Genomic DNA, 23179 nt, shown 5'->3' with positions numbered 1-23179 from the left:
ACTCGGCTAATAATGGTGGCAGAACGGCAAAAATCAAGGGGAGTTGAGCGGAAATCAGTGCAAAAGCACGTCAAACTTGCCCTTTTTGTGGTTCATTGACCAGACAATTTATCTGTATGAGCGACAGCGAATGTGGCAATATAAGTGCCATAGAATGCTTCCCTAGTAACAGGTTTAGCTGCCCCTACAGCTGAACATACGGTATTTCTGAAGGAATCCGATGTCTAACAATAAACAAGAACAACTGATCAAAGCGTTTAAAGAAATCCTCAAAGCAGAGAACTTTGGTTCCCAGGGTGAAATCGTGGAGGCCCTTAAAAGCCAGGGTTTTGACAACATCAGTCAATCCAAAGTCTCACGGATGCTGAGTAAGTTTGGCGCTGTGCGCACCCGCAACGCCCGTGGCGACATGGTCTACTGTTTGCCCCCGGAGCTGGGTATGCCTACGGCGAAAAGCCCGCTTAAACAGCTGGTGCTGGACATTGTTCACAACAATGTCATGGTCATCATCCGCACCAGTCCCGGTGCAGCACAGTTGATCGCCCGTTTGCTTGACTCACTGAGCCAGAAAGACGGTGTATTGGGTACCATTGCCGGTGACGATACCATCTTTATCGCTCCGGCAGATGTGACCAAGATCGAAGATACCTTACAACGGGTTGAAGCCCTGTTTGAAAACGTCTAATCCGACGTTAACGTAACATCGATCCACACCATGCGGTGGTCAGAAGACGCCGCACGGTCCCGAACCAGCCGTGCCAGCGGTGCCTCATTAGATGGCCAGAAAATACCGCTGCTGGTCACCGTCATCCCCGCGCTGCTGGGCAACACATAATCCACCCGCAAACCAAACGCCGCGGTATGGGTGGCGCCATGGGGATTGTCTGCGCGATGCTCACGTCCACCGTCGCTCGTCGGTACCGGCTGTGCATTGACAAGCGGATGGGACAACAATTGCTGGATAGGTCCTTTAAAACCATCACCCTCTTCGGCCGAGGCATTTAAATCCCCCAGTATCACGAACCTCGCAGGGTCCGACAATCCACCAGAGCGGCCGTTGTCGTCATAGATATACGCGCTGTTTTTACCGTCCAGATAGTCTAACCAGAAGCGGACTTCATCATGATTGCGCATGCCATTGCGATTCTCAGGTCCGTCGAACACCGGCGGTGTCGGGTGACTGGCCAGCAGATGCAGGGTTTTGCCATTAACACTGACCGGAACATCCCAGTGGGACTTAGATGACAAACGCATAACGGCTTGTGCTCTATCCTTGTACCAGGGACGGCCATCCGGATGTTTAACGTCAACCATCAGGTTATCCGGCATGTCTTTCCACAAAAAGCGCTGGAACGTGCGCACATCATCGGTTTGTATCGGAAAGCGACTCAACAGCACCATACCGTACTGGCCGGGATATTTGCCATAGCCAAAGGCATCGTCACCGACTGAGTCCACCTGCCCATCCCCACTCAGATCAACGCCCGACGCAACGCCAGTATTCACCGGAGCGACGTAGTAATAAGGGTAATCAATCGCTTCCGCACCCTGTTGAGGTGCGTTGAGGTAATGTTTCACAAAAGCTTCAACGCCGTGCTCGGGCTCGGCGATGTAATCAAATTCATTCAATAGCAGAATGTCTGGTCGCACCCGCTGGATGATCTCTGCAATGTTGCGAATTTGTGGGTGATCGCCACTGGCCAGAGCCACCTTCAGCTCTTCTCCCGATGGCTCGATGCCGCGATTTACGTAGTTATCCCCCTCCATGCTCACATTGAAGGTGGCAATACGAATAGCAGCCTGGCTATGAAACGTACTTATCATGATCAGCAATAACCCCACGTAGCGCATACTGACTCCATCATTGAGTGGAAAACAAAAAAGCCGGCACAAGGCCGGCTTTCATCTTAATCAAGCTAAGTAAAACTTAGAACTTGTATTTAACACCCAGGCGAACTTCCCACAAAGAAGCGTCGCGTTGGATGGTTTGGTCGTAGCCATTGTAGCTGTAGACGTATTGACCCTGATCATTAATAGACGCTTCGATGATATCGTCGCCTACGAATGAACCCTGGCGCATGATGCCCCACTCGTCATTGATCAGGTTGCCCAGGTTTTTAACCACGAAGAACGCACTGGCTTTATGGCCGTCCATGAAGCCTGGCAGTTCCTGTTCAACACGCAGGTCGAACTTAACCCACCAGTCAGCACTGGTAGAGTTACGGGTCATGATTTCACCACGGGTCAGGCCTTCAGCTTCAACCAAATCATTGAATGCCGCTTCGCCATCAGCCCAAACAACGTTTGGATCGTCCAGCAGAGGTACGTAGATCAGGCTGCGGTAATCGCTTTGATCTTCCCACATGTCGCCGCTGTCAGAGTATACGAAGGAAACAGGCTTACCTTCGCTGATGTTACCGAACAGGTTAAAGCGGGTTGCGTAACCGTCGAAGAACTCGTGGCTGTAGCCCAGGTTCAGTGTAATACGGTGACGGATCTCGTAGTCAGAGGTCGCAGCACCGTAGTTGCGCTGATCCGCAACCGCGACATTACCGGCGTTAGAGAACGCAACAGCACTGGTCATTGGGTTGACGTCAGTCGCACGGGTGAATGCGTAGGCAGCAGACACGTCCAGACCATTGTCAAACGACTTGTTAGCCGCCAATGAGAACACTTTGCTGGAACCGTCACCGCCAGACACGTTAGTCAGCAGGTGGTCAGAACCAGAGAAGCGACCATCTACGCTGTCGTAAATCGGACGACCGTCAGGCGCAGTTGCACCGGTACGCTCAACACTCAGGTCATACACGATGGCAGAGTTCTGCTTGTCGGTGTACAGGATGTCAGCCAGGATTACCCAGTCATCTTCGGTAACGTAAGTAGCACCGATGTTGAACTTCCACTCAGAAGGTACATCGAAATCAGGGTCAGTGGCGTTTACGCTACCGTCGCCATCTGATGGAGACGTAGCAGCAACTGCGTCAAACAATGCCTGAGGAATGTCGTAAATCGGGCGACCTGCACCGGTCAGTACTTTATTGAACAGTGATTCACCAGAGCGGTCTTGCAGACCAATGTTGGTTACACCGTCGTTAGAGTAGGCGTTTGAAATCCAAACATTCGGGTTACCGCCTGAGTACAGACCAAAACCACCACGCAGTTCCAGGTTATCTTCCAGAGACCAGTTGAAGCCTACACGAGGTTGCAACAGATCCATGCCGTCAACAGTACCGGTGTTGGAGAAACCGTAACGGTCCTGGAATTGCTGGTTGAACGTAGGCTCATCGCTGGTAGACCAACGGTCATAACGCAAACCAACCATCATCTGGATGTCGTCGGTCAGGTAGAAATCATCCTGAACGTAAGCGGTCCACATTTTGGTGGTGAAGCTCGCACCGGCATCCGCAGGATTGTTGGTGCCTGCAGAGTTGTTGTAGTAAATGCGAGAAGGTGTACCGGCTTCAAAATCATCCAGAGAACTGAAACGGTATTCACCCACAGTGTGCTGCATGAACAGGTTGAAAACGTTCAGTTTTTCGTACTCGATACCTGCAGTGATGGTGTGCTCATCTGCGTAGTAAGTACCGGCCAACTTCATGGTGAAGTTGTCCCAGTTCAGGTCATTTGACTGACGAGAGTCATCGGGACCGATGTAGATGGTGCCGCCACCGTCAGTACGGATTTGTACTTCGGCAAAACCAGAAGCTGCATCGATAGACGTCTGACGGTTGTCCAGGTCAGTCTTACCGATACGCAATTCAGTGGTGAAATCGTCAGTCCAGTCAGAGTAAACAGACAATACAGTCGACTTGATTTCAGCGCCACGCTCGTAGAAGTGGTTAGACAGAGACGTACGGCCGCTGCCAGAGTCAGACTGGCTCAGGCTGAAACCGTCGTTCCAGTTGTACATCAAGGATGCACGGTGGTCGTCGTTGATGTTCCAGTCCAGTTTCAGCAACAGTTTTTCATCTTCAACAGGCATAGAACCTGGTGTACCACCCGCATCGTAGCCGTAGCTATCACGAGCGATTTGAATCGCACGATCGATGTCGGCCTGGCTGATACGGCCACCGATATCGTATTCAAACAGTTCTGCACTTTCTGCTTTCTCGTATGCACCGAAGAAGAACAGGGTGTCTTTCAGAATTGGGAAACCAACGTGGAAACCGTAGCGCTTGTCAGTGTAGTCACCGTTGTCCTGGAACTCACCATCAGCGGTGTCACCTTTCAGAGAATCGCTGGAGTAGTCGTAGAACAGACCGCCGTGGATTTCGTTGGTACCCGATTTAGTAACGGCGTTGATGTTACACGCGGTAAAACCACCGTATTGCACATCAAAGGGTGCCAGCTCAACAGCGACCTGCTCGATAGCATCGTATGAGAACGGCATTGCTTCGGTAGGATAACCGTTGCTGTTCAGACCAAAGTTGTCGTTCATGCGAACGCCGTCCAGGGTCAGGCTGTTGAAACGAGGGCTTGCACCGGCACACTGCACAGCGTTGTTGAAGCTCTCGTCAATGTAGACGCGAGGGTCGGCACGGATAACATCGTTGATGTCACGGTTGATGGCCGGTGCGTTTTCCAGATCAGACAGGCTGAAGTTAGTCGCAGGACCGGTTTCACCGAACACAGAGGTGCTGACAGAAGACGCAGTAACAACGATGCTCTCGATGTCTTGCATTTGCTCTAATGCCAGAGACAGATCCAGAGGCTCGCCCAGGTTCAGGTAAACGTCATTTACCGTGGTATCGGCAAACTTGTCGGAGTCAAACTTAACAGAGTAAGGACCACCTACACGCAGACCTTTCGCGGAGAACTGGCCAGATGCGCCAACTACCGCCGTTTTTACGCTGCCTGAAGGTACGTGAGTAATTGTAACGACGGTACCAGGTGCAGGGTTACCCTGGGGACCGGTGATAACACCTTTCAGTGAAGAGGATGTTTCCTGCGCCATTGCTGCAGTCGACATGCCAACTGACAAGGCCACCGCCATCGCAATGCGATTCAGTTTTGTGTTTTTTAGCATTGTGCTTTTCCTAAGTTATGAGTGCGGACGTATTCTGTTATTTGTTTATTACAGTATTATTACTCATCTGCTTACATTTTGACCACTTCTGACCAATTGGTCTAGCCGTCAAACAGTTCTCTATTCCCTGAGATGCGTCTCCAGATAACGCTAAGCAGTGGGTAAAAACTCACCAGCTTGAGTCCTGTCGTTATCGCCATTAGTGTGAATAACGGTGGTTAAATAAAAAGCACTTAAAAAGATTCATACTTATTTATTCTTATCACTTATTTTTCAACTACTTAAGGCATTCCAGTAACCTTACCTATTGCATTAAGTAAGACTAAGTGGTCAAATTCCGGCAATAAGTAAAAAAGAATTGAACCACCATGGCGCGCTTTACCCCTTCGATGATCCGTTTTAATGTCAGCTACTTACTGCTGCCATTGTTAGTGATCATCTGGTTTCAGGGACAACATAATAATGTAGCCGCAATTTCCACATTAGACAGCATTATTACAGCGTCAAGCCACTGTAAAACCAGCGCAACCAATAACCAGGATGTGTTTGTCGCCTTCATCACCGACCAGCGCATGGCATCTCCGCTGCTACAGAATCTTTGTAAGAGCCCGGTGATTAACCGCCAGTTCGGTGAAGTTGAAGTGCGTTGGAGCCACAACGAAGAAGAAATCATTCAATATGTTGGCAAAGGTCTGGCCGATCTGGCTTTGGTCAAAGAAAACGTCATGCAGGCTTTCGCCACTGAGGCGACCCACGGATACCGGGTCATTGCCCATTATCAGGACTACGCCACCTACCTTATTTCAATGAAAGAAAAGCCGTTGATTGAAAAGCAGTACCTGTGGGGCAAACGGCTCGGGCTGTTGGACTACCCCAGCAGTCGCTCGGGACACATCATTCCCAAAGGCATGTTGCACGATCTCGGCATGTCAGAAGACAGCCTCGACATCGTGTATGCCAACTCCCATGAAGCACTGCGGGATCTGCTCGCGGCGGGTGAAGTCGACATTATTTCCTCGTTTTGGCAAGCCTCTGACCAACAACGTTTTTCCAGAAACTACATCACGCCGATAAAAACCGGCGTTTCTGGCAGCAAGTGGTATTTGCGTATGGAGCGCCAGAACACCGATCTGGCCTGTGATGTTCAGCAAACACTGCTCTCATTGTCATCGGCATTCACGTCGACGTACTACCATAACCTGATCATGATGGATACAGGTTGCAAAGGTGTTGAACGCAACAGTGGCGAGGTCAGCACACAGTGAAAAAAATGAAGCTGGGTTTGCAGGTAGGACGGTTTATCGCGGTATGGGGGCTGTTTCAGCTGTGCTATAGCATCAGTGCCAATAATGCGTTTGAACAGAAGATTGAGCAGACTATCGGTGCGGTAGAAACGCGTATTGCACTGGATCTGCCACGCCTGAAATTGGCCAATCCACGGTTACGCACGGTCACTCACGAAGCGTCCATAGTGCAGTATATCGAGCAGGTTAACGCCCAGTTGGCCAACAAGCAGTCCCCCGTCACCTTGCGTAGCATTCAGGGCATACCTCCGCGCGGCGAATTGACGGGTACAGCGAGGGTTGTCAACCTCGCTACGGGTGATCAGAACATCCGCCTGTTACTGGAAGTAGCCCCACAGACGCTGGCGGAGCAATTCTCCTACACCGCGTTGTTGGCGACACTGTTGCTGCAAAGCCTGTGGAGCCGACAGTCACTGAGAAGACAGCGGCATAAGAGCAAGACCCAGGACACCACAGTGGCCAACGACAGCAAGCTGATCATTAATCTGCATGACAAAACCTTGTCTTACGGCAAGACCTCTCAGCCCGTGCTGATGTCCAACAAGCCTTTCTGCTTTTATGCCGCGCTGGTTGAGTATTGCAGCCTGCATCCGGATGCCTATCTCAAGCACAACAGTGACGTACCGGAAGACCTGATCCAACTCGCCAACCGGTACTTTTCCCGTTTGATTGCGCTGGGCCACACCAAGCGCAAACGCCCGGACTTTGCCACCAACCTGGACAAAACCCTCAGTGAAGTCCGCTCGGCACTGGACGATGTATTCCGGGACCAAGCCGATGCAAAAGACCCCTTTTACCCGCCCAAAGCGCAAGGCGAAGGCTCCCGCTCCAAGATGCACAATTACGCGTTGTTGCACCTCGAACCGGGTCGTATTGAAGTGTTGGGACGCTAGCCAGATTGACAGTTTTTTAACACTTCCCTAAAGATTTCTTGACCAAATGGTCAGAAAAAACTTAGACTCCTACCCCATCTGAGCGCAGATGCGAGCGTTTGAACCTGACCAATCGGCAAATAACGATGAAATTTGGTCGTGAAAACTGACTTTTTGGTCATGGACTGGTATCTTTCACAGAATTTTTTCCTGTTTGTTACTGGGGCACCAAGTCTATGCCATTAATCATTGCCATCGCCGGAGCCTCCGGTTCAGGTAAGTCGTTGTTTACCGAAAATCTGCTCAAAGAATTTGCCCAGGAAGGCAAGTCTGTGCAGGTACTGCGCGAAGATCATTATTACCGCGCTCAGGATCACTTACCGATGGAAGAGCGGGAAAAAAATAATTACGACCATCCACGGGCGTTTGAACATGAACTACTGCTCGAGCACCTGGAAACCCTGAAACGCGGTGAAGCAATCGACTACCCCAGTTATTGCTACAAAACCCACACCCGTATGAAGGAAACCCAGCGCCTCGAATCTGCGCCGGTCATCATTGTGGAAGGGATCATGTTGCTGGCTTCACCCGAATTGCAGCCAATGTACAACGTGAAAATATTTGTCGATACGCCGCTGGATATTTGTCTGTTGCGGCGCATCATGCGTGATATTGCAGAGCGTGGCCGGACACTGGAGTCTGTGGCCAAGCAATATGAAGAGACCGTGAAACCCATGTATCACCAATTTATTGCGCCGAGCCGGTTTACCGCTGATGTGATCATCACCCAAGGCGGCGAAAACCACATTGCACTGGACGTGCTGAAATCACACATCAAACAGCGACTGCTGTAATGTGTTGCCAATAACAATAACAGTATAGGAACGGCAATGTTTAGCATCTTAGGTATCCTGCTTCTTCTGGCCATCGCTTATGGATTGTCGGCCAAACGACACGCCATTCGCTGGCGCACGGTCGGAGGCGCGTTCGCCATACAGGCCCTGCTGGGCGCATTTATCCTCTATGTCCCTGCGGGCAAAGAATTGTTGTTTACACTGTCCCAGGGTGTTCAGGCGATTCTCAGCAAAGGCCAGGAAGGGATTGACTTTATTTTCGGTCCACTGGGCAATAAGTCGATGGGCTTTATCTTCGCCTTCAATGTTCTGCCCGCGATCGTATTTTTCTCGTCGTTGATTACGGTGCTGTACTACCTCGGCATAATGTCCTGGATCATTCGTCTGATTGGTGGCTTTTTGCAGCTGGTGCTCAAAACCAGTCGTCCTGAGTCCATGTCTGCCGCTGCCAACATTTTTGTAGGCCAGACTGAAGCCCCCCTGGTGGTGCGCCCCTTCATACCGCAGATGACCCGTTCCGAGCTGTTTGCCGTTATGGTCGGCGGACTGTCATCAATAGCAGGCGCGGTGATGGTGGGTTACGCCCAGCTCGGCGTAGACATCAAATACCTGCTTGCTGCCAGCTTTATGGCAGCGCCGGGTGGCCTGCTGATGGCCAAAATTATCATGCCCGAGACTGATTCATTTAAAAATGAACTCGACGAATTGGGTGAGAAAGAAGACAAGTATGCCAACGTGTTTGACGCCGCAGCCAGCGGTGCTGCATCAGGCATGCAACTGGCACTGAACGTTGGTGCCATGTTACTGGCCTTTATTGCCTTGATCGCCATGCTCAATGGTCTGATTGGTTGGGTTGGCGGGCTGTTTGGCTTCGAAGACCTGACTTTTCAGTTGATCCTTGGCTACCTGTTCCAGCCGCTGGCATGGGCGCTGGGTGTACCCTGGCAAGAAGCGCAACTGGCGGGTAGCTTTATCGGTCAGAAAATGGTGGTCAATGAGTTCGTGGCCTACCTTGACTTTGTACAGAATAAAGAAGCGTTGTCGGCACATTCACAAGCCATCATTACTTTTGCCTTGTGTGGGTTTGCCAACTTCTCTTCGATTGCAATCCTGATGGGCGGGATCGGTGCCATGGCCCCCTCTCGCCGCAAAGAGATTGCGCAACTGGGTTTAAAAGCAGTGTTGGCAGCAACCCTGTCCAACCTGATGAGTGCTGCGCTGGCCGGGCTTTTTGTAAGCCTGTGATAGGACAAGTTTGATTTGGATCATCACACCCCGGCGCGCACTGTACGACACTACAGCGGTACGAGTGGACCCGGTTCACTCTCACCACGATTAAGAAAGGAAAGTGCATGAAATTAGAAGCCGTTGATTACCGCGCGGACAATGCCGACAAACTGTTTGTTGAATCATTGCGGGCGACCGGATTTGGTGTGTTGAAAAATCACCCCATTCAACAGTCATTGGTTGAGTCCATCTACAAACATTGGGAAGCGTTTTTTAACAGTGACACGAAAAACGAGTACCTGTACAACAAAGACACTCAGGATGGCTTTTTCCCAACCTCCGTTTCTGAAACGGCGAAGGGGTTTAAGAAAAAAGACATCAAAGAATACTACCACTTTTACCCTTGGGGTAAGTGTCCGCCGGAACTGAAACAAGAACTGGTGGAGTATTATGAGAATGCCATCACGCTGGCCAAAGAGTTGTTAGGCTGGGTTGAGAAGCACTCCCCTGCCGACGTAGCTGAACATTACAGTCAACCATTGTCCAACATGATCAAAGACAGTGAGCAGACGTTGCTGCGCATTCTTCATTATCCGCCACTGACCGGTGACGAAGAGCCTGATGCTATTCGTGCCGCTGCCCATGAGGACATCAACTTGCTGACCATTTTGCCTGCCGCCAACGAGCCTGGCTTACAGGTCAAAGGTAAGGATGGCGATTGGCTGGATGTACCGAGCGATTTTGGCAACCTGATCATCAACATTGGCGATATGTTGCAGGAAGCATCTGGCGGCTATTTCCCGTCGACCACACACCGCGTTATTAATCCACAAGGTGCCGATATGACCCGCGCCCGGATTTCACTGCCGTTGTTTTTGCATCCGCGCCCGGATGTGGTGCTGTCGGACCGCCATACCGCAGACAGTTATCTTAAAGAGCGTCTGCGCGAACTTGGCGTGGTATAAACCATCCCATTACACTGAAAAAGGAGGCCATAGGCCTCCTTTTTTATGTTGCCGGACGCTACAGTGACAACGTCTTATCCATCCCCACCAACACCTGCCATGCTGCCGTCACGGCATCCAGATAGAAGCTTTTCGACAGGTTCTCCGGCCCGTCCTCAGGGGTATGGTAGTCGGGGTGCACATCCACACCAAGATACAGGTAAGGGATCCCGGCTTTATCAAATTCATAGTGGTCACTGGCCCGCCGCCAGTCGGGGGCTCGCGGCTCAAAGCGGCCAAATCGACGGGATTTCCCCATGGTCGACAGACACAATCCTTCGGGAACCGTCAGCTCCTCCAACATCGCACGAAACTGTCGATTACGTCGGTGACCGAAGACATACAAGCGATTGTCATGACCCCCTTGGGCGATCATGTCCAGATTGAGATTGGCAACCAAATGGTCTGCGTCCACCGGTGACTGCTGAATAAAGGCTCGGGCGCCGTACAAGCCATTTTCCTCGGCATCCGTCGCCAGCAACAACACATTGTGCTGCAATGGTGCTTTGGCGGCCGCTGTTGCCAGCGCCAACAACCCCGCGACCCCCGATGCGTTGTCGTCTGCGCCACGATAGACCTTGCTGCCTTTCGTACCCAGATGGTCGTAATGCGCGGTTACAACAATAAAACCACTGGCCGGCTGAAGGCCCGGTATGTAGCCCACCACATTAGTGCCAGAAACCTCACCGAGCAATAGTTGATGGGAAAACGACTGGAGGTAGTCCGGCAGTTGCTCAAACGCACTAACGCCGATTTGCGCATAGCGTTCCTGCAGATACTGTCGGGCTTTTTCCGCCCCCGGGGTTTGGTTCTTACGTCCCGCCATGGGCAGGCTGGCCAAGGTGGTCAAATCCTGCCACGGCGCCTGTGCGTCAAGGGGCGCCAGAGACTCAGTGCTGAGGCAACGGCCATAGGTCGCTGGGGCTATCAGTCCTGCCAGCAACGCCGCCCCAAGGACGCTACAACGACGCATGTCGTTGGGTCAACAAATCAAGCTTACCGTTGTAACGGTGGCGATCTTCAGCGGTAAAGGCCTTCATACTGGCTTGCTTGAAGTAGCGGGCACTACGGCTGATATCGCCCATCTGAAAATAGGTTTTGGCCAAGCCAAAATAGATTTCATGACGGCTTTTATCCAGGCGCAAGGCATCACGATAGTGTGATAACGCTTCGTCCAATTGACCTTCATCGAACGCCTGCTCACCGAGAATAAAGTGGTAGAACGGGTTATTAACGCGACGGCGTTCTACCACCGCTTCCAGTTCTTCGGCCTGCTGCTGGCGACCTGTATTGGCATACAGAAATGCCAGGTTTTCCATCGCAGTAAGGTTTTCAGGATCAAGTTTCAAGGCCACTTCATAGGCTTTCTCCGACAATCCATAATGCTCGGTCATACGGTACAAAATGGCCAGATTGACCCATACAGAATCGAATGTCGGCTTGGTCAATGCCGCAGCGCGAAAATAAGCGTATGCACGCTTATAGTCTTCGTTGACCAGCGCGTCAGCGCCTTTGTTGTTGTAAAACATCGCCAGCACGGTATCACGGCCGACCAGGCGCTTGGGAAAATGCTGGCGCGGTGCTTGTGGGTCGAAATCGACCTCGTAGCCGGTTTCCAGCAGGTTAATGACGTTACCAATATGTTGAGGCATCAGACGCAGGTTAATGTGCCCATTGAGGAGGCTAAACCCATCCCGACGGGTCCAGTACTCTGGGATCTCTATGTCCTGAAACTTGACCGCAAAACCGGCCTCTTTGGCCAATGCGTAGGTCATGATCGATAACGACAGACAATTGGCCGCCTGATTGTGAAATGTCTGGGTCGCCGTGGTGTTGGCCGCGCCCATGTACAACAGGTTTAAATCGGCGCGATCAAAGATGGCCTCCACCAGATCTTCCATCTGCTCGGTGGGGTCATGCATGGGGTTAATGGCTTTGGCAACAAAGGCCTTAGCTTCAGCATCCAGGCCAAACACATCGGCTTCAGACTCAATGTTTACCCGCTCATAGCCGCTGAATGCTGCATCATTGAGCAAGGTAGAAGGGCTTACCGTGAACTCCTGTCTGGTTGAGGCGCATCCTGCAAGCCAAACGAGGGCCAGTACTACAGTGAACAACTTCATGACGATCTCCTGCAACCTTCTTTAAAGATAGTCGCTGGGGGGCGGTTCGACCACCCCGTTTATCCCATTAAACAGACCGCTTAACCATGAAAAATCATTCAACCCGGGTGGATTTTTTTATCCCTTGGGTAATCGAAGACATCGCGTTAGCTGCATTCGCGCAATCAGGACCTTTGTTCTTGCACAAGCGATTGAGTACCTGGGCAGTCAGCGTTTGCATTTCATGGGTGATAATGCGCTTCAGATGCTGACGCAGCCACAACAGGCCCGCGTCATTGTCCTGACGTTTGTGCCAGACCATGCCAATCTGCTGCCCGGTAATGTCTACCGGCGGCTTGGTGGCAGCCAATTCACCTGACACCAGCGCTTGGGAAATACCGGAAATCGGTACCACCGAAATCAGGTTGCTGTTGAGCAACAGCTTCGGCACAGCGGAAAAGTGATTAACGGTGCATGCAATACGGCGTTTTAGTCCATATTCCAGCAGCGCCTGATCCGTGTAACCGGTCGTGTCACCGGACAATGAAACCAACAGGTGGTCGGCAGCAACAAACTCCTCCAGCGACAGATTCTCCTTGGCCAACATATGTTCCGGGCGCATCGCACACACATAGATCGGCGTGAGAAGGTAATCATTTCTGAACGACGGCGACAGGACGCTGGACGCACCAATCACGAGATCAACTTCTGCCTCTTCCAACATTTGATCGCCGCCCGCAATGGTATACGGAATGGCATACAGGTTGATGCCTGGTGCATCTCGTTCAATCAGTTGACGCATCGATGACCACGCCATGTCCACCACCACATCGGCCACCGCAATGCGGAAAGTACGTCGCGCAGAACCCGGATCGAACTGCTGTGGATCGATGGCATCGGTCAGGCTCATCAAAGGTTCGCGCACCTGACTCCAGAGGTTTTGCGCATACACCGTCGGTTTAATATTGCGCCCGTCCTTCACAAACAAGTCATCCTTCCAGGCCGTGCGCATACGGCTGACGGCGTTGGATACTGCCGGCTGGGTCATCGCCAGACGATCGGCAGCCCGGGTTATCGAGCGTTCTGTCATGATGGCATCAAACACCATGAGTAAGTTCAGTTCCTGGGGTCGCATTGGGATCTCCACAAAGACGCAATACATCACATTATAAAATATATAGCATACTAAATAATAATTTTTTTTATGTTATTGACAAGTCCATAATGCGCTCCATCAAAAAGCGTTGAGGAGCCCAAGATGAAATCCCGTCATCTTTTTTCAGTATTTATTATCAGTGTCGGCCTGCTGACACTCTCTGCCTGTGAAAGCGAGTCGCAGGTTCAGCAGGCACCGCAGTCTGCACCGACTGTCGATGTTGCCACCGTGATCGAAGAGCGGCTGACCGAATGGGACAGCTACACCGGCCGTTTGCAAGCCCCACAGACTGTTGAATTACGTCCCCGCGTATCCGGCTACATCGACTTCACCAATTTCGAGGAAGGTGCGCTGGTCAAGCAAGGAGAGCCACTGTTCTTCATTGACAATCGTCCGTTCAAAGCCCAGGTCAAGCGCCTGGAAGCCGATTTGGCTCGCGCTGAAAGTGAGCTGGCACTGGCCAAGCGCGACCATGAACGGGCCGTCACCCTGGCAAAAACCAATGCCATTGCCACCGAGACGCTAGATGCACGGGCATCCCGCCGCGAGCAAGCCAAAGCCAGTGTCAGTGCGCTGCAGGCACAACTGGACATTGCCAAGCTGAACCTCAGCTACACCCATGTCAAAGCGCCCATCAGTGGTCGAGTTTCACGGGCCATTGTAACGCAAGGAAATTATGTCACTGCGGGCGACACTGTGCTGACCACTATTGTGTCCACAGACGAAGTGTACGCTTACTTCGATGCCGATGAAGCCAGCTATCTGAAATATGCCGAACTGGCCAAAGCCGCCCAACACGACGACCTCCGTGATGGCGCCAGTACCGTGTTTATGGGACTGGTCAACAACCAGGATTATCCTTATCAGGGCAACATTGATTTCATCGACAACCGGGTCAACCCCCAGACCGGTACCATCCGTGTGCGTGCCGTATTTAACAATCAGGACGGTCAGTTGTTGCCAGGCCTGTTTGCCCGTCTACGGGTGACTGGCAGCGCCAGCTACACCGGCATCCTGATCAATGAGCGCGCCATTGGCACCGATCTGAACAATAAGTTTGTGCTCGTTGTGGACGACAGCAACACGGTGCAGTATCGGGCGGTAACCCTGGGCGAGAAAGTCCACGGGCTACGCATTATCGAATCCGGACTTAACGCCGGTGACACCATTGTCGTCAACGGGCTGCAGCGGGTGCGCCCAGGCACGCCGATCACGGCCAATCCGGTGGATATGACGTCGGAACAAACCCTTGCGGCGCTGCATGCTGAGCAAGCGATTCTGGACGCGCAACGTACCGATGTCAGCACCACAGCGCAAGCCCAGTCGCAACAACCGGGAACAGGGGGCTAAGATGAACATCTCCCGATTCTTTATCCACCGTCCCATTTTTGCCAGCGTACTGAGCCTGATGATTTTCATCGCCGGCGCACTGGCAGTGTGGCAGTTGCCTGTCACAGAATACCCCGAAGTAGTGCCGCCCACCGTGGTGGTCAGTGCTTCCTATCCGGGCGCCAACCCCAAAGTCATTGCAGAGACCGTTGCCACCCCTCTTGAGCAGGAGCTCAAAGGCACCGAAGACATGTTGTACATGTCCTCGCAGGCCACGTCTGACGGCCGCTTGTCTTTGACCGTAACCTTTGCCATCGGCACCGATGTAGACCGCGCACAGACACTGGTACAAAACCGGGTCGACCGTGCCCTGCCGCGCCTGCCTCAGGAAGTACAACGTTTGGGTGTGGTGACTGAAAAATCGTCACCGGACCTGACCATGGTGGTTCACCTGATCTCACCGAACGACCAATATGACATGTTGTATCTGTCAAATTACGCGCACCTGTACGTCAAAGACGAACTTGCTGCAATTGACGGTATTGGTGATGTACGCGCCTTTGGTGCTGGCGAATACAGCATGCGCATCTGGCTGGATCCCCAGAAAGTTGCTGCGCTTAACCTGACGACCTCGGACGTGGTAAACGCCATCCGTGAACAGAATCAACAGGCTGCCGCAGGTAGTCTGGGTGCCCAGCCGATCGGTGACAGCGATTTTCAGTTGCTGATCAACGTCAAAGGCCGGCTCACTTCGGTGGAAGAGTTCAAAGCCATCATCGTCAAAGTGGGCACCAATGGCGAGGTAGTGCACCTGTCCGACATCGCCCGGGTAGAACTGGGCGCAGATTTCTATGCCTTGCGTTCTCTGCTCGACAACCAGACCGCTGTGGCCCTGCCAATTTTCCAGGCGCCAGGCTCTAACGCGATTGAAATCTCTGACAATGTGCGCGCCAAGATGGCTGAGCTGAAAGAGTACTTCCCGGCGGGCATCGATTATCGGATTGTCTACGACCCTACGGTGTTCGTGCGCGGCTCCATTGAAGCGGTGGTAAAAACCCTGCTGGAAGCGATTTTATTGGTGGTGTTTGTGGTGGTGTTGTTCCTGCAAACCTGGCGCGCATCAATTATCCCCTTGGTGGCGGTGCCGGTTTCACTGGTGGGCACCTTTGCCATCATGCACCTGATGGGCTTTTCATTGAACGCGTTGAGCTTGTTTGGTCTGGTATTGGCCATCGGCATCGTGGTGGATGACGCCATTGTGGTGGTGGAAAACGTTGAGCGTAACATCGAAGAGGGTTTGCCTCCCATCAAAGCTACCCAGAAAGCCATGACCGAAGTCACCGGACCGATCATTGCCACCACACTGGTGCTGGCGGCGGTCTTTGTCCCGACGGCCTTCATGTCAGGTCTTACCGGACAGTTTTATAAACAGTTTGCCTTGACCATCACCATTTCTACGGTGATCTCGGCAATAAACTCATTGACCCTCAGCCCTGCCCTGTCGGCACTGTTGCTGAAAGACAAATCCGCCCATACCGATGCACTGAGTCGCGGCATGAACGCCCTGTTCGGTCGCTGGTTGTTTGCCCCTTTCAACCGTTTGTTTAAACGGGGTGAAAAGGCCTACGGCTTTATGGTCACCAAGGTTGTGCGTGCCGGTGGGGTTATGTTGGTGCTGTACGCCGGCCTGCTGGCACTGACTTACGGTCAGTTCACTACCACGCCGACCGGCTATGTGCCTTCTCAGGACAAGCAATACCTGGTGTCTTTTGCCCAGTTGCCGGATGCCGCCTCCCTGGACCGCACCGAAGACGTGATTCGTCAGATGAGCGAGCTTGCCATGGCGCACCCTGGTGTGAAATCAGCGGTGGCATTTCCGGGCCTCAACATCAATGGTTTTACCAACAGTCCTTCCAGCGGCATTGTATTTGTATCGCTGGAAGACTTTGACAAGCGTCAGAGCCCAGAACTCAGCGCCAATGCAATCGCCGGTAGCCTGGGTGCCCAATTTGGTCAGATCCAGGATGCCTTCATCGCCATCTTCCCACCGCCACCGGTACAGGGAATGGGGACCATCGGCGGTTTCAAACTGCAAATTCAGGATCGTGCCAACCTTGGCTATGAGGAATTGTACAAAGTAACCCAGCAAGTGTTGTACAAAGCCTGGCAGACCCCGGAATTGACCGGCATTTTTTCCAGCTATCAGGTTAACGTGCCGCAACTGGATGTCAGCATCGACCGCGAAAAAGCCATGACCCAGGGCGTGTCAGTCAGCGAGATTTTTAACACCTTGCAGGTTTACCTGGGGTCGTTGTACGTCAACGATTTCAACCAATTTGGCCGTACCTATCAGGTCAATATCCAGGCTGCTGAGCACTTCCGTCAGGAACCTGAGCAAATCAGCCAGTTGAAAGTGCGCAACAACCAGGGTGACATGATCCCGCTGGGCTCGTTCGTGAGTGTATCCCACAGTGCCGGTCCCGACCGGGTAATGCACTACAACGGTTACACCACAGCAGAAATCAATGGTGCGCCAGCGCCGGGCTTCAGCTCTGGTGAAGCACAGGCCGCCATCGCCAAAATCCTTGAAGAAACCCTGCCGGTGGGCATGACCTATGAATGGACCGACCTGACTTACCAGCAAATCCTGGCAGGCAACACTACCATGCTGATTTTCCCTTTAGTGGTCTTGCTGGTGTTCCTGGTACTGGCAGCTCAGTATGAAAGCCTGAGCCTGCCGCTGGCCATCATTCTGATTGTGCCGATGACGCTGCTATCAGCCATGACGGGCGTTATCCTGTCCGGTGGTGACAACAACATATTTACTCAAATAGGCTTTATTGTGCTGGTTGCTCTGGCGACCAAAAACGCCATTCTGATTGTCGAGTTCGCCAAAGAGAAGGAGCAGCAAGGGCTGTCGTTGATGCAGGCACTGACCGAAGCGGCGCGATTGCGATTGCGCCCAATTCTGATGACATCCTTTGCCTTCATCATGGGTGTAGTGCCGATGGTGCTGTCCACCGGCGCCGGTGCTGAGATGCGTCAGGCCATGGGTGTCGCGGTGTTCTCGGGCATGATTGGCGTCACCGTATTCGGATTGGTGTTAACGCCCCTGTTCTATCACCTTGTGCGCCGTCGTGCGGCCAAACAAGAGGCGGTGCCGCTGCGCAGTGACGAAGATGCCCAGCAGCAACATGCCGCGTAACCGTTAGCGTGTCCCCCGCGTACAGACCATCTCCTGCGCGCGGGTCTTGTGAGGCAAGCCATCGTTCACCCCGACTCCTCAACCACGGGTGATCATGGTCTTGCCTCTTTTTTATGGCCGAATATCAGGCCTTATTTACGAGTATTTTTCTTCTCCGGCGCTGTCATAAACCTTTACACCGGCCGCCATTTCTTGCCCCAATAAAACCTCAACCCTATAATTTATATGAATATTTCAACATTGGCACAATGTTTGCTTTTCTACTGTTTTTTAAGGGCCATGGAAGCCCAACAGAAGGGGACTCCCATGAAAAAATTGTTTATTGCTGCCGCATTGATTTTTGCAACTGCATCAGCCAGCGCAGCATTGTACACCTACGATCTGGTTTACGACGGCACAGGCTTTACCTTTGACGGCGGCATTTCCTGGGATGGCCAGGCCTTTAATGTCGGTGATTCACTGGACATTACCCTGAGTGCAGATACCGGTGACCACTGGCAGTTCCTGCAAACCTTTAGCGACAAATGGTACGCCAACGTTTACGACACAACCGGCTGTACTCAAACCGGCAGCTGGACCTGGAGCATGACCAACGATGGTGCCAATGTACTGAGTTCCGGTGGCAGCTCGACGCAAGGCTGTGTGCACTTTGGTCCCTGGGGAGACGGTGGCATTGACGGTGTGGCAGGCCTGATTTTCGATCAATACCAGTTCAATTACACCTTCAGCTCTGGCAATAACACCGTATTGAGTACCGCTTTTATTGGCAACGACAGTCTTTGGGGTTGGTCCTTCGATAACGGCGTTGAATTCCAGTATGTGGATGCCAACCAACGGGTTGACGTACCAGAGCCGGCGCCGATTGCCCTGTTTGCGCTATCGATTGGCCTGATGGGGCTGATGCGCAAACGCAGCGCCAAATAATCATCCTGTTCCCATTTCTCCCAGCGCCTGCTTAGCAGGCGCTGTCACATTTACTGCTCTTACAGCACGCTCCGTTTGCTTCACTAACCTCTCCCACTCGTTATCCTCCTCAACGCACGAAATGCAACACCAATGGCAGATTTGGTAGAATTGAAGTCATAACTGTCATTGTCATGGCATAGTAGACTAAGCAGCATGACAGGCTTCTGAGCGGAATCAGGCGTGAAAAAAAACATCTCTATACTGGTCTACCAGGGCGTTGAACTGCTTGATCTGGCAGGCCCTCAATCTGCCTTCAACGAAGCCAGCCACTTCGTTGCGGGCGCTTATGATATCGATACCATCGGGTTTGATACCGCGCCGGTAACCTGTGAAGCGGGCTTGCAACTGAAACCCAACAAGGCCCTATACAACATCGTCGATTGTCACACCCTGATCATTCCCGGCGGCAACGGCGCCAGGAGCGAGACTATCACACCTCAGCAGTTGGCGGATCTGGCTGCACTGATGTCACGATGCGAACGGGTTGTCACCATCTGTACAGGTGCTTTTTTAGCCGCCAGAGCAGGTCTGCCACCAGGCACCCGTGTCGCCACCCACTGGGCTTTTCTGGACAGCTTTCACCAACAGTTTCCTGAACTTCAGATAGAACGGGACAAGCTTTACATTCGCGATGGTAACTACTGGTCTTCGGCAGGCGTAACGTCCGGGATTGATTTGTCGCTGAGCCTGATTGAGCAGGATTGCGGCAAGGCTGCGGCATTTCATGTTGCAAAGTACCTGGTGGTGTATTTACGCCGCGCAGGCGGGCAAAAGCAATTTTCTGATCCGTTGCAGCTGCAAACACCTAAAACCGAGCGCATGGCGTTTATCAGCGACTGGATCACAGCCCATGTCAGTGAAGTTATCAGTGTCAGCCGTTTAGCAGAAAAGCTGCATCTGAGTGAACGTCAGTGTCACCGATGGTTTATGCAACACAGCGGTCATACCCCTGCACAATACGTGGAGAAATGCCGTATGCAGGTGGCCTGTGAGTTACTGGCGAGTTCAGAACAAGCGCTGAAAGCAATAGGCGCTTGTGTCGGCTACAGCACCTACGACGGTTTTAAGCGAGCATTTGAGCGACACTTTACGGTCAGCCCCTGTGCGTACCGGAACGCGTTTTCTTCACGTCCCTGAGCCCTCCGACTGCGCATCCTCAGTACACGCCAGGAAGCAGTCGATACCTGACCCGTTGCGCGTATGCCGGATAGCCAGGTAACTCCTGGTGCAGGGTGCTATCTTCCAGATGGGTACGCAAAACGGTAATCAGTATCACCAGCAAGGCAGGGATCAGGGCCCATACTGAACTCAACGCCATAACCAGACCCAATAGGGCCCAGACATGCCCGGCATAACCGGGGTGTCTGACAACACGGTACGGACCACTGTCACACACCCTGTGTCCCTGTTCAGTGCGAATGCACACCACACTGAAGAAAAAGCGATTCTCTGCCAGTGCCCAGGCCGCGAAGGCGTATCCCAGCGCAACAAGCAGAAAACCGACGATGACCACCCACAACGGGAAGCTTGGTGCGCCTTCGAAGCGATGCTCCAAACCCGCGACGATCACCATCGGAAAACCGACGCCCAGTGCCATCAACGGCGCTAACACTTTGTCCCAGGATTTTGCCTGTTGCAGGTTCTCCATGCTTTGCCGCTGTGCCGTCAATCCGGGGTGCTTGTGCTCAGCCCATACCCTGCCACCGATGCCGGTGACCAGTACCAGACCCGCATAGACCCACGCAGGCCACCACATCAGGTCGCCAGCACAGACCAGCAGGACCGTTGGTATCAGTAAGTAAGCGACCAGCAATCGGATCCACTGGCGAAGTGATACGGTGTTGGTCTTTGGTGCTTCAGTAGGTTGTGCAGACATCATGCGACCTCGTCGTAGCCCGATTCACCAGCATCACGGGCATATTTGGGGGAAAAGTGACAGGACAACAGGTTAGAACACAACGCCTCACAGCAACAGGGATAACGAACGTTTACCTGACCCAAATCAATTACCGGGAAACAAAATTGCCGAACTTTTGAGCATTATGCGGGTAAACCGTTCAACTTAGTGGCCTTATGGGCAAAGAAGGCCCACAGCAATTGACAGTCCTCGGGTGGTTGATTACTTTAAGTATATCTTTTCACAAGGAACGGGTGCTATGTCTCTCTCTATCACAATTGAACTTTCAGACAGCGATCTCGACCATTTTCGGGATGCCATGAAAACCGCGTCTGAAAATGCCAGCAAACTGTCAGACCAGGAAATTTTAGCCAAGGCGGAACAAGCCATTGCAGAAATGGAGCAGGCCAAGCTGCCCGAATTCGTTGCTGAGCGTGTCGACTCGCTGGAAGCATTGATGGCTGCAGTAAAAGACGAAGAGTGGCAAATGCCAGAGGAAGAAAAGCGCGACATTCTGACCTCACTGGCCTATTTCACCGAGCCAGAGGACATGGTGCCGGACCATATTCCCGGACTGGGCTATCTGGATGATGCCATCATGATTGAACTGGTGATCCAGGACATGTCGCTGGATTTATCCGCCTACCAGGAATTCTGCAGTTTCCGTAGCACGGAAGAAAACCGCCGTGGCGCTGAAGCCAAAGTGGATCGTGAAAGCTGGCTAGCCGGCACCCGTAGCCAGATACGCTCCAATCTGCGCAAAAAGCGCTCTTCGGGGGTTCGCCGCAGAGTGTTTGGCCGCATCATGTAATGTCTGAAAAAGCGCCGAACGGCGCTTTTTTATTGCCTGCTTCCTGCACTCCCCTCAAGGGCCAACTGTTGGTTGTTCAAATCTGTTCCCGACAGAGTTGTCACGCCGAAAGGAACGAACGGCTCGCCGTGGATGGCGAGACTGGCATGAGCCCACACGGATGTGTTGTCACCTACTGTTTTAAACGACGCACAACACCTAGGGGCGATACTGGGACGTTTTATACCGGGTTTTGTCATCAGGGCCAAAAACAACCATCAAGGCGCAACGATAGTCCGCCTCGCCAGAAGTACCCACCTTGCTATTGAACAATCCATCCCTGGCATGTCGTCCAGCCTGACCATCCACGGTCAGTCGTTCAGCACTTTATTCGCCACTTCCATGTGGCTCACCTGCTTCGCAGGCCAGCTAAAGCTGTTCAAACTGATTCCTTACCAGTTTGTCGGCGTAAGGTTAACTTACCCCTCGCCGCTAGCGCGACCTTGCTTCACCCATCTGGAGGAGGGTGAGGCTCCGGTCGCCGCAGGCGATTCGGGGTGATAGGTAATAGTTCGAGCTTCCTGCCCTCCCCCTCAAGGGCCAACCGTTGGTTGTTCAAATCTGTTCCCGACAGATTTGTCACGCCGAAAGGAACGAACGGCTCGCCGTGGATGGCGAGACTGGAATGAATCCACACGGATGTGTTGTCACCTACTGTTTTAAACGACGCACAAAATCTAGGGGCGATACTGGGACGTTTTATACCGGGTTTGGTCATTAGGGCCAAAAACAACCATCAAGACGCAACGATAGTCCGCCTCGCAAAATCTGCGATAAAGTATTTATGTTTAAGGAAGTCAGTACCATCTGGAGGAGGATGGTGCCCAGGGGTAAGGCCGGTCTATTTAGCTGCACCGCAGCGCCCGGCCGCACGACGGGTCATGGATGACCCGGCTGGGGGCGATACTGGGACGTTTTATACCGGGTTTTGTCATCACCGCCAAAAACAACCATCAAGGCGCAACGATAGTCCGCCTCGCAAAAGGTGCGATTCAGCAAGCATGTTTTTAGGAAAGTCAGTACCATCTGGAGGAGGATGGTGCCCAGGGGTAAGGCCGGTCTATTTAGCTGCACCGCAGCGCCCGGCCGCACGACGGGTCATGGATGACCCGGCTGGGGGCGATACTGGGACGTTTTATACCGGGTTTTGTCATCACCGCCAAAAACAACCATCAAGACGCAACGATAGTCCGCCTCGCAAAAGGTGCGATTCAGCAAGCATGTTTCTAGGGAAGTCAGTACCATCTGGAGGAGGATGGTGCCCAGGGGCGGACTTGAACCGCCACGGCCGTGAGGCCACTAGCACCTGAAGCTAGCGTGTCTACCAATTTCACCACCTGGGCATCGATGGATTTTGATGTTGTCGTGTATGTCGGGACGTTCCTTG

Annotated in this window: 17 protein-coding genes and 1 tRNA gene; 11 read left to right on the top strand and 7 right to left on the bottom strand. The window is 52.6% G+C overall.

Annotation, left to right across the window (positions count from 1 at the left end):
- Positions 1–220: 220 nt before the first annotated feature.
- Positions 221–685 (top strand): transcriptional regulator ArgR, encoded by a 465-nt coding sequence (argR, locus tag LJ739_RS09065; protein ID WP_229159622.1) that lies wholly within the window; start codon positions 221–223, stop codon positions 683–685.
- On the opposite strand, the gene LJ739_RS09060 is transcribed toward argR, so the two are convergent.
- Together LJ739_RS09060 and LJ739_RS09055 are read right to left on the bottom strand one after the other, a co-directional pair.
- Positions 682–1851, bottom strand: a complete 1170-nt coding sequence (locus tag LJ739_RS09060; protein ID WP_229159619.1) for an endonuclease/exonuclease/phosphatase family protein — start codon at positions 1849–1851, stop codon at positions 682–684. The genes argR and LJ739_RS09060 overlap by 4 nt on opposite strands.
- A gap of 76 nt (positions 1852–1927) precedes the next feature.
- Positions 1928–5026, bottom strand: a complete 3099-nt coding sequence (locus tag LJ739_RS09055; protein WP_229159617.1) for a TonB-dependent receptor — start codon at positions 5024–5026, stop codon at positions 1928–1930.
- 368 nt (positions 5027–5394) lie between these two features.
- On the opposite strand from LJ739_RS09055, the gene LJ739_RS09050 reads away from it, so the two are divergent.
- From LJ739_RS09050 to LJ739_RS09030, 5 genes are all read left to right on the top strand, one after another.
- Positions 5395–6291, top strand: a complete 897-nt coding sequence (locus LJ739_RS09050; protein WP_229159615.1) for a PhnD/SsuA/transferrin family substrate-binding protein — start codon at positions 5395–5397, stop codon at positions 6289–6291.
- Positions 6288–7223 (top strand): hypothetical protein, encoded by a 936-nt coding sequence (locus tag LJ739_RS09045; protein WP_229159607.1) that lies wholly within the window; start codon positions 6288–6290, stop codon positions 7221–7223. The genes LJ739_RS09050 and LJ739_RS09045 overlap by 4 nt, the downstream gene beginning before the upstream one ends.
- Positions 7224–7438: 215 nt before the next feature.
- On the top strand, positions 7439–8056 hold the full coding sequence (gene udk / locus LJ739_RS09040; RefSeq protein WP_229159605.1) for a uridine kinase: 618 nt from the start codon (positions 7439–7441) through the stop codon (positions 8054–8056).
- A 36-nt stretch (positions 8057–8092) separates the two neighbouring features.
- Positions 8093–9301 (top strand): NupC/NupG family nucleoside CNT transporter, encoded by a 1209-nt coding sequence (locus tag LJ739_RS09035; protein WP_229159603.1) that lies wholly within the window; start codon positions 8093–8095, stop codon positions 9299–9301.
- Between the two features lie 107 nt (positions 9302–9408).
- The gene (locus LJ739_RS09030) at positions 9409–10248 is read left to right on the top strand and encodes an isopenicillin N synthase family dioxygenase (RefSeq protein ID WP_229159601.1); all 840 of its coding nucleotides are present in this window, start codon (positions 9409–9411) and stop codon (positions 10246–10248) included.
- A gap of 58 nt (positions 10249–10306) precedes the next feature.
- Here the strand turns inward: LJ739_RS09030 and LJ739_RS09025 are convergent, their stop codons facing one another.
- From LJ739_RS09025 to LJ739_RS09015, 3 genes are all read right to left on the bottom strand, one after another.
- Positions 10307–11260 (bottom strand): M20/M25/M40 family metallo-hydrolase, encoded by a 954-nt coding sequence (locus LJ739_RS09025; RefSeq protein WP_229159599.1) that lies wholly within the window; start codon positions 11258–11260, stop codon positions 10307–10309.
- The gene (locus tag LJ739_RS09020; RefSeq protein ID WP_229159596.1) at positions 11247–12410 is read right to left on the bottom strand and encodes a tetratricopeptide repeat protein; all 1164 of its coding nucleotides are present in this window, start codon (positions 12408–12410) and stop codon (positions 11247–11249) included. Before LJ739_RS09020 ends, LJ739_RS09025 begins: the two co-directional genes overlap by 14 nt.
- 94 nt (positions 12411–12504) lie before the next feature.
- A complete protein-coding gene (locus LJ739_RS09015) occupies positions 12505–13524 on the bottom strand; it encodes a LysR family transcriptional regulator (RefSeq protein ID WP_229159594.1) in 1020 nt (339 codons plus the stop codon).
- 123 nt (positions 13525–13647) lie between these two features.
- On the opposite strand from LJ739_RS09015, the gene LJ739_RS09010 reads away from it, so the two are divergent.
- The 4 genes from LJ739_RS09010 to LJ739_RS08995 all read left to right on the top strand — a co-directional run bounded on the left by LJ739_RS09010 (position 13648) and on the right by LJ739_RS08995 (position 20182).
- Positions 13648–14895 (top strand): efflux RND transporter periplasmic adaptor subunit, encoded by a 1248-nt coding sequence (locus LJ739_RS09010; RefSeq protein ID WP_229159591.1) that lies wholly within the window; start codon positions 13648–13650, stop codon positions 14893–14895.
- Position 14896: 1 nt separating this feature from the next.
- Positions 14897–18079 carry an efflux RND transporter permease subunit gene (locus tag LJ739_RS09005; RefSeq protein WP_229160673.1) on the top strand — a complete coding sequence of 1061 codons (3183 nt, stop codon included), beginning with the start codon at positions 14897–14899 and terminating at the stop codon, positions 18077–18079.
- Between the two features lie 306 nt (positions 18080–18385).
- Entirely contained in the window at positions 18386–19003 is a 618-nt protein-coding gene (locus tag LJ739_RS09000) for a PEP-CTERM sorting domain-containing protein (RefSeq protein WP_229159589.1), read from the top strand.
- 222 nt (positions 19004–19225) lie between these two features.
- Positions 19226–20182, top strand: coding sequence for a GlxA family transcriptional regulator (locus LJ739_RS08995; RefSeq protein ID WP_229159587.1), 957 nt, complete (start codon positions 19226–19228; stop codon positions 20180–20182).
- Positions 20183–20201: 19 nt separating this feature from the next.
- Here the strand turns inward: LJ739_RS08995 and LJ739_RS08990 are convergent, their stop codons facing one another.
- Positions 20202–20921: a methyltransferase family protein gene (locus tag LJ739_RS08990; protein ID WP_229159585.1), complete on the bottom strand. Its 720-nt coding sequence runs from the start codon at positions 20919–20921 to the stop codon at positions 20202–20204.
- A 280-nt stretch (positions 20922–21201) separates the two neighbouring features.
- Here LJ739_RS08990 and LJ739_RS08985 point away from each other — a divergent pair, with 280 nt between their 5' ends.
- On the top strand, positions 21202–21753 hold the full coding sequence (locus LJ739_RS08985) for a YkvA family protein (protein WP_229159583.1): 552 nt from the start codon (positions 21202–21204) through the stop codon (positions 21751–21753).
- 1295 nt (positions 21754–23048) lie between these two features.
- On the opposite strand, the gene LJ739_RS08980 is transcribed toward LJ739_RS08985, so the two are convergent.
- Positions 23049–23135, bottom strand: a tRNA-Leu gene (locus LJ739_RS08980).
- Between the last annotated feature and the right edge of the window lie 44 nt (positions 23136–23179).

Origin of the sequence: Fluctibacter halophilus (assembly GCF_020687825.1) — a bacterium.
GTDB lineage: Bacteria > Pseudomonadota > Gammaproteobacteria > Enterobacterales > Alteromonadaceae > Fluctibacter > Fluctibacter halophilus.
This window is presented reverse-complemented; position numbering and strand designations above follow the sequence as displayed.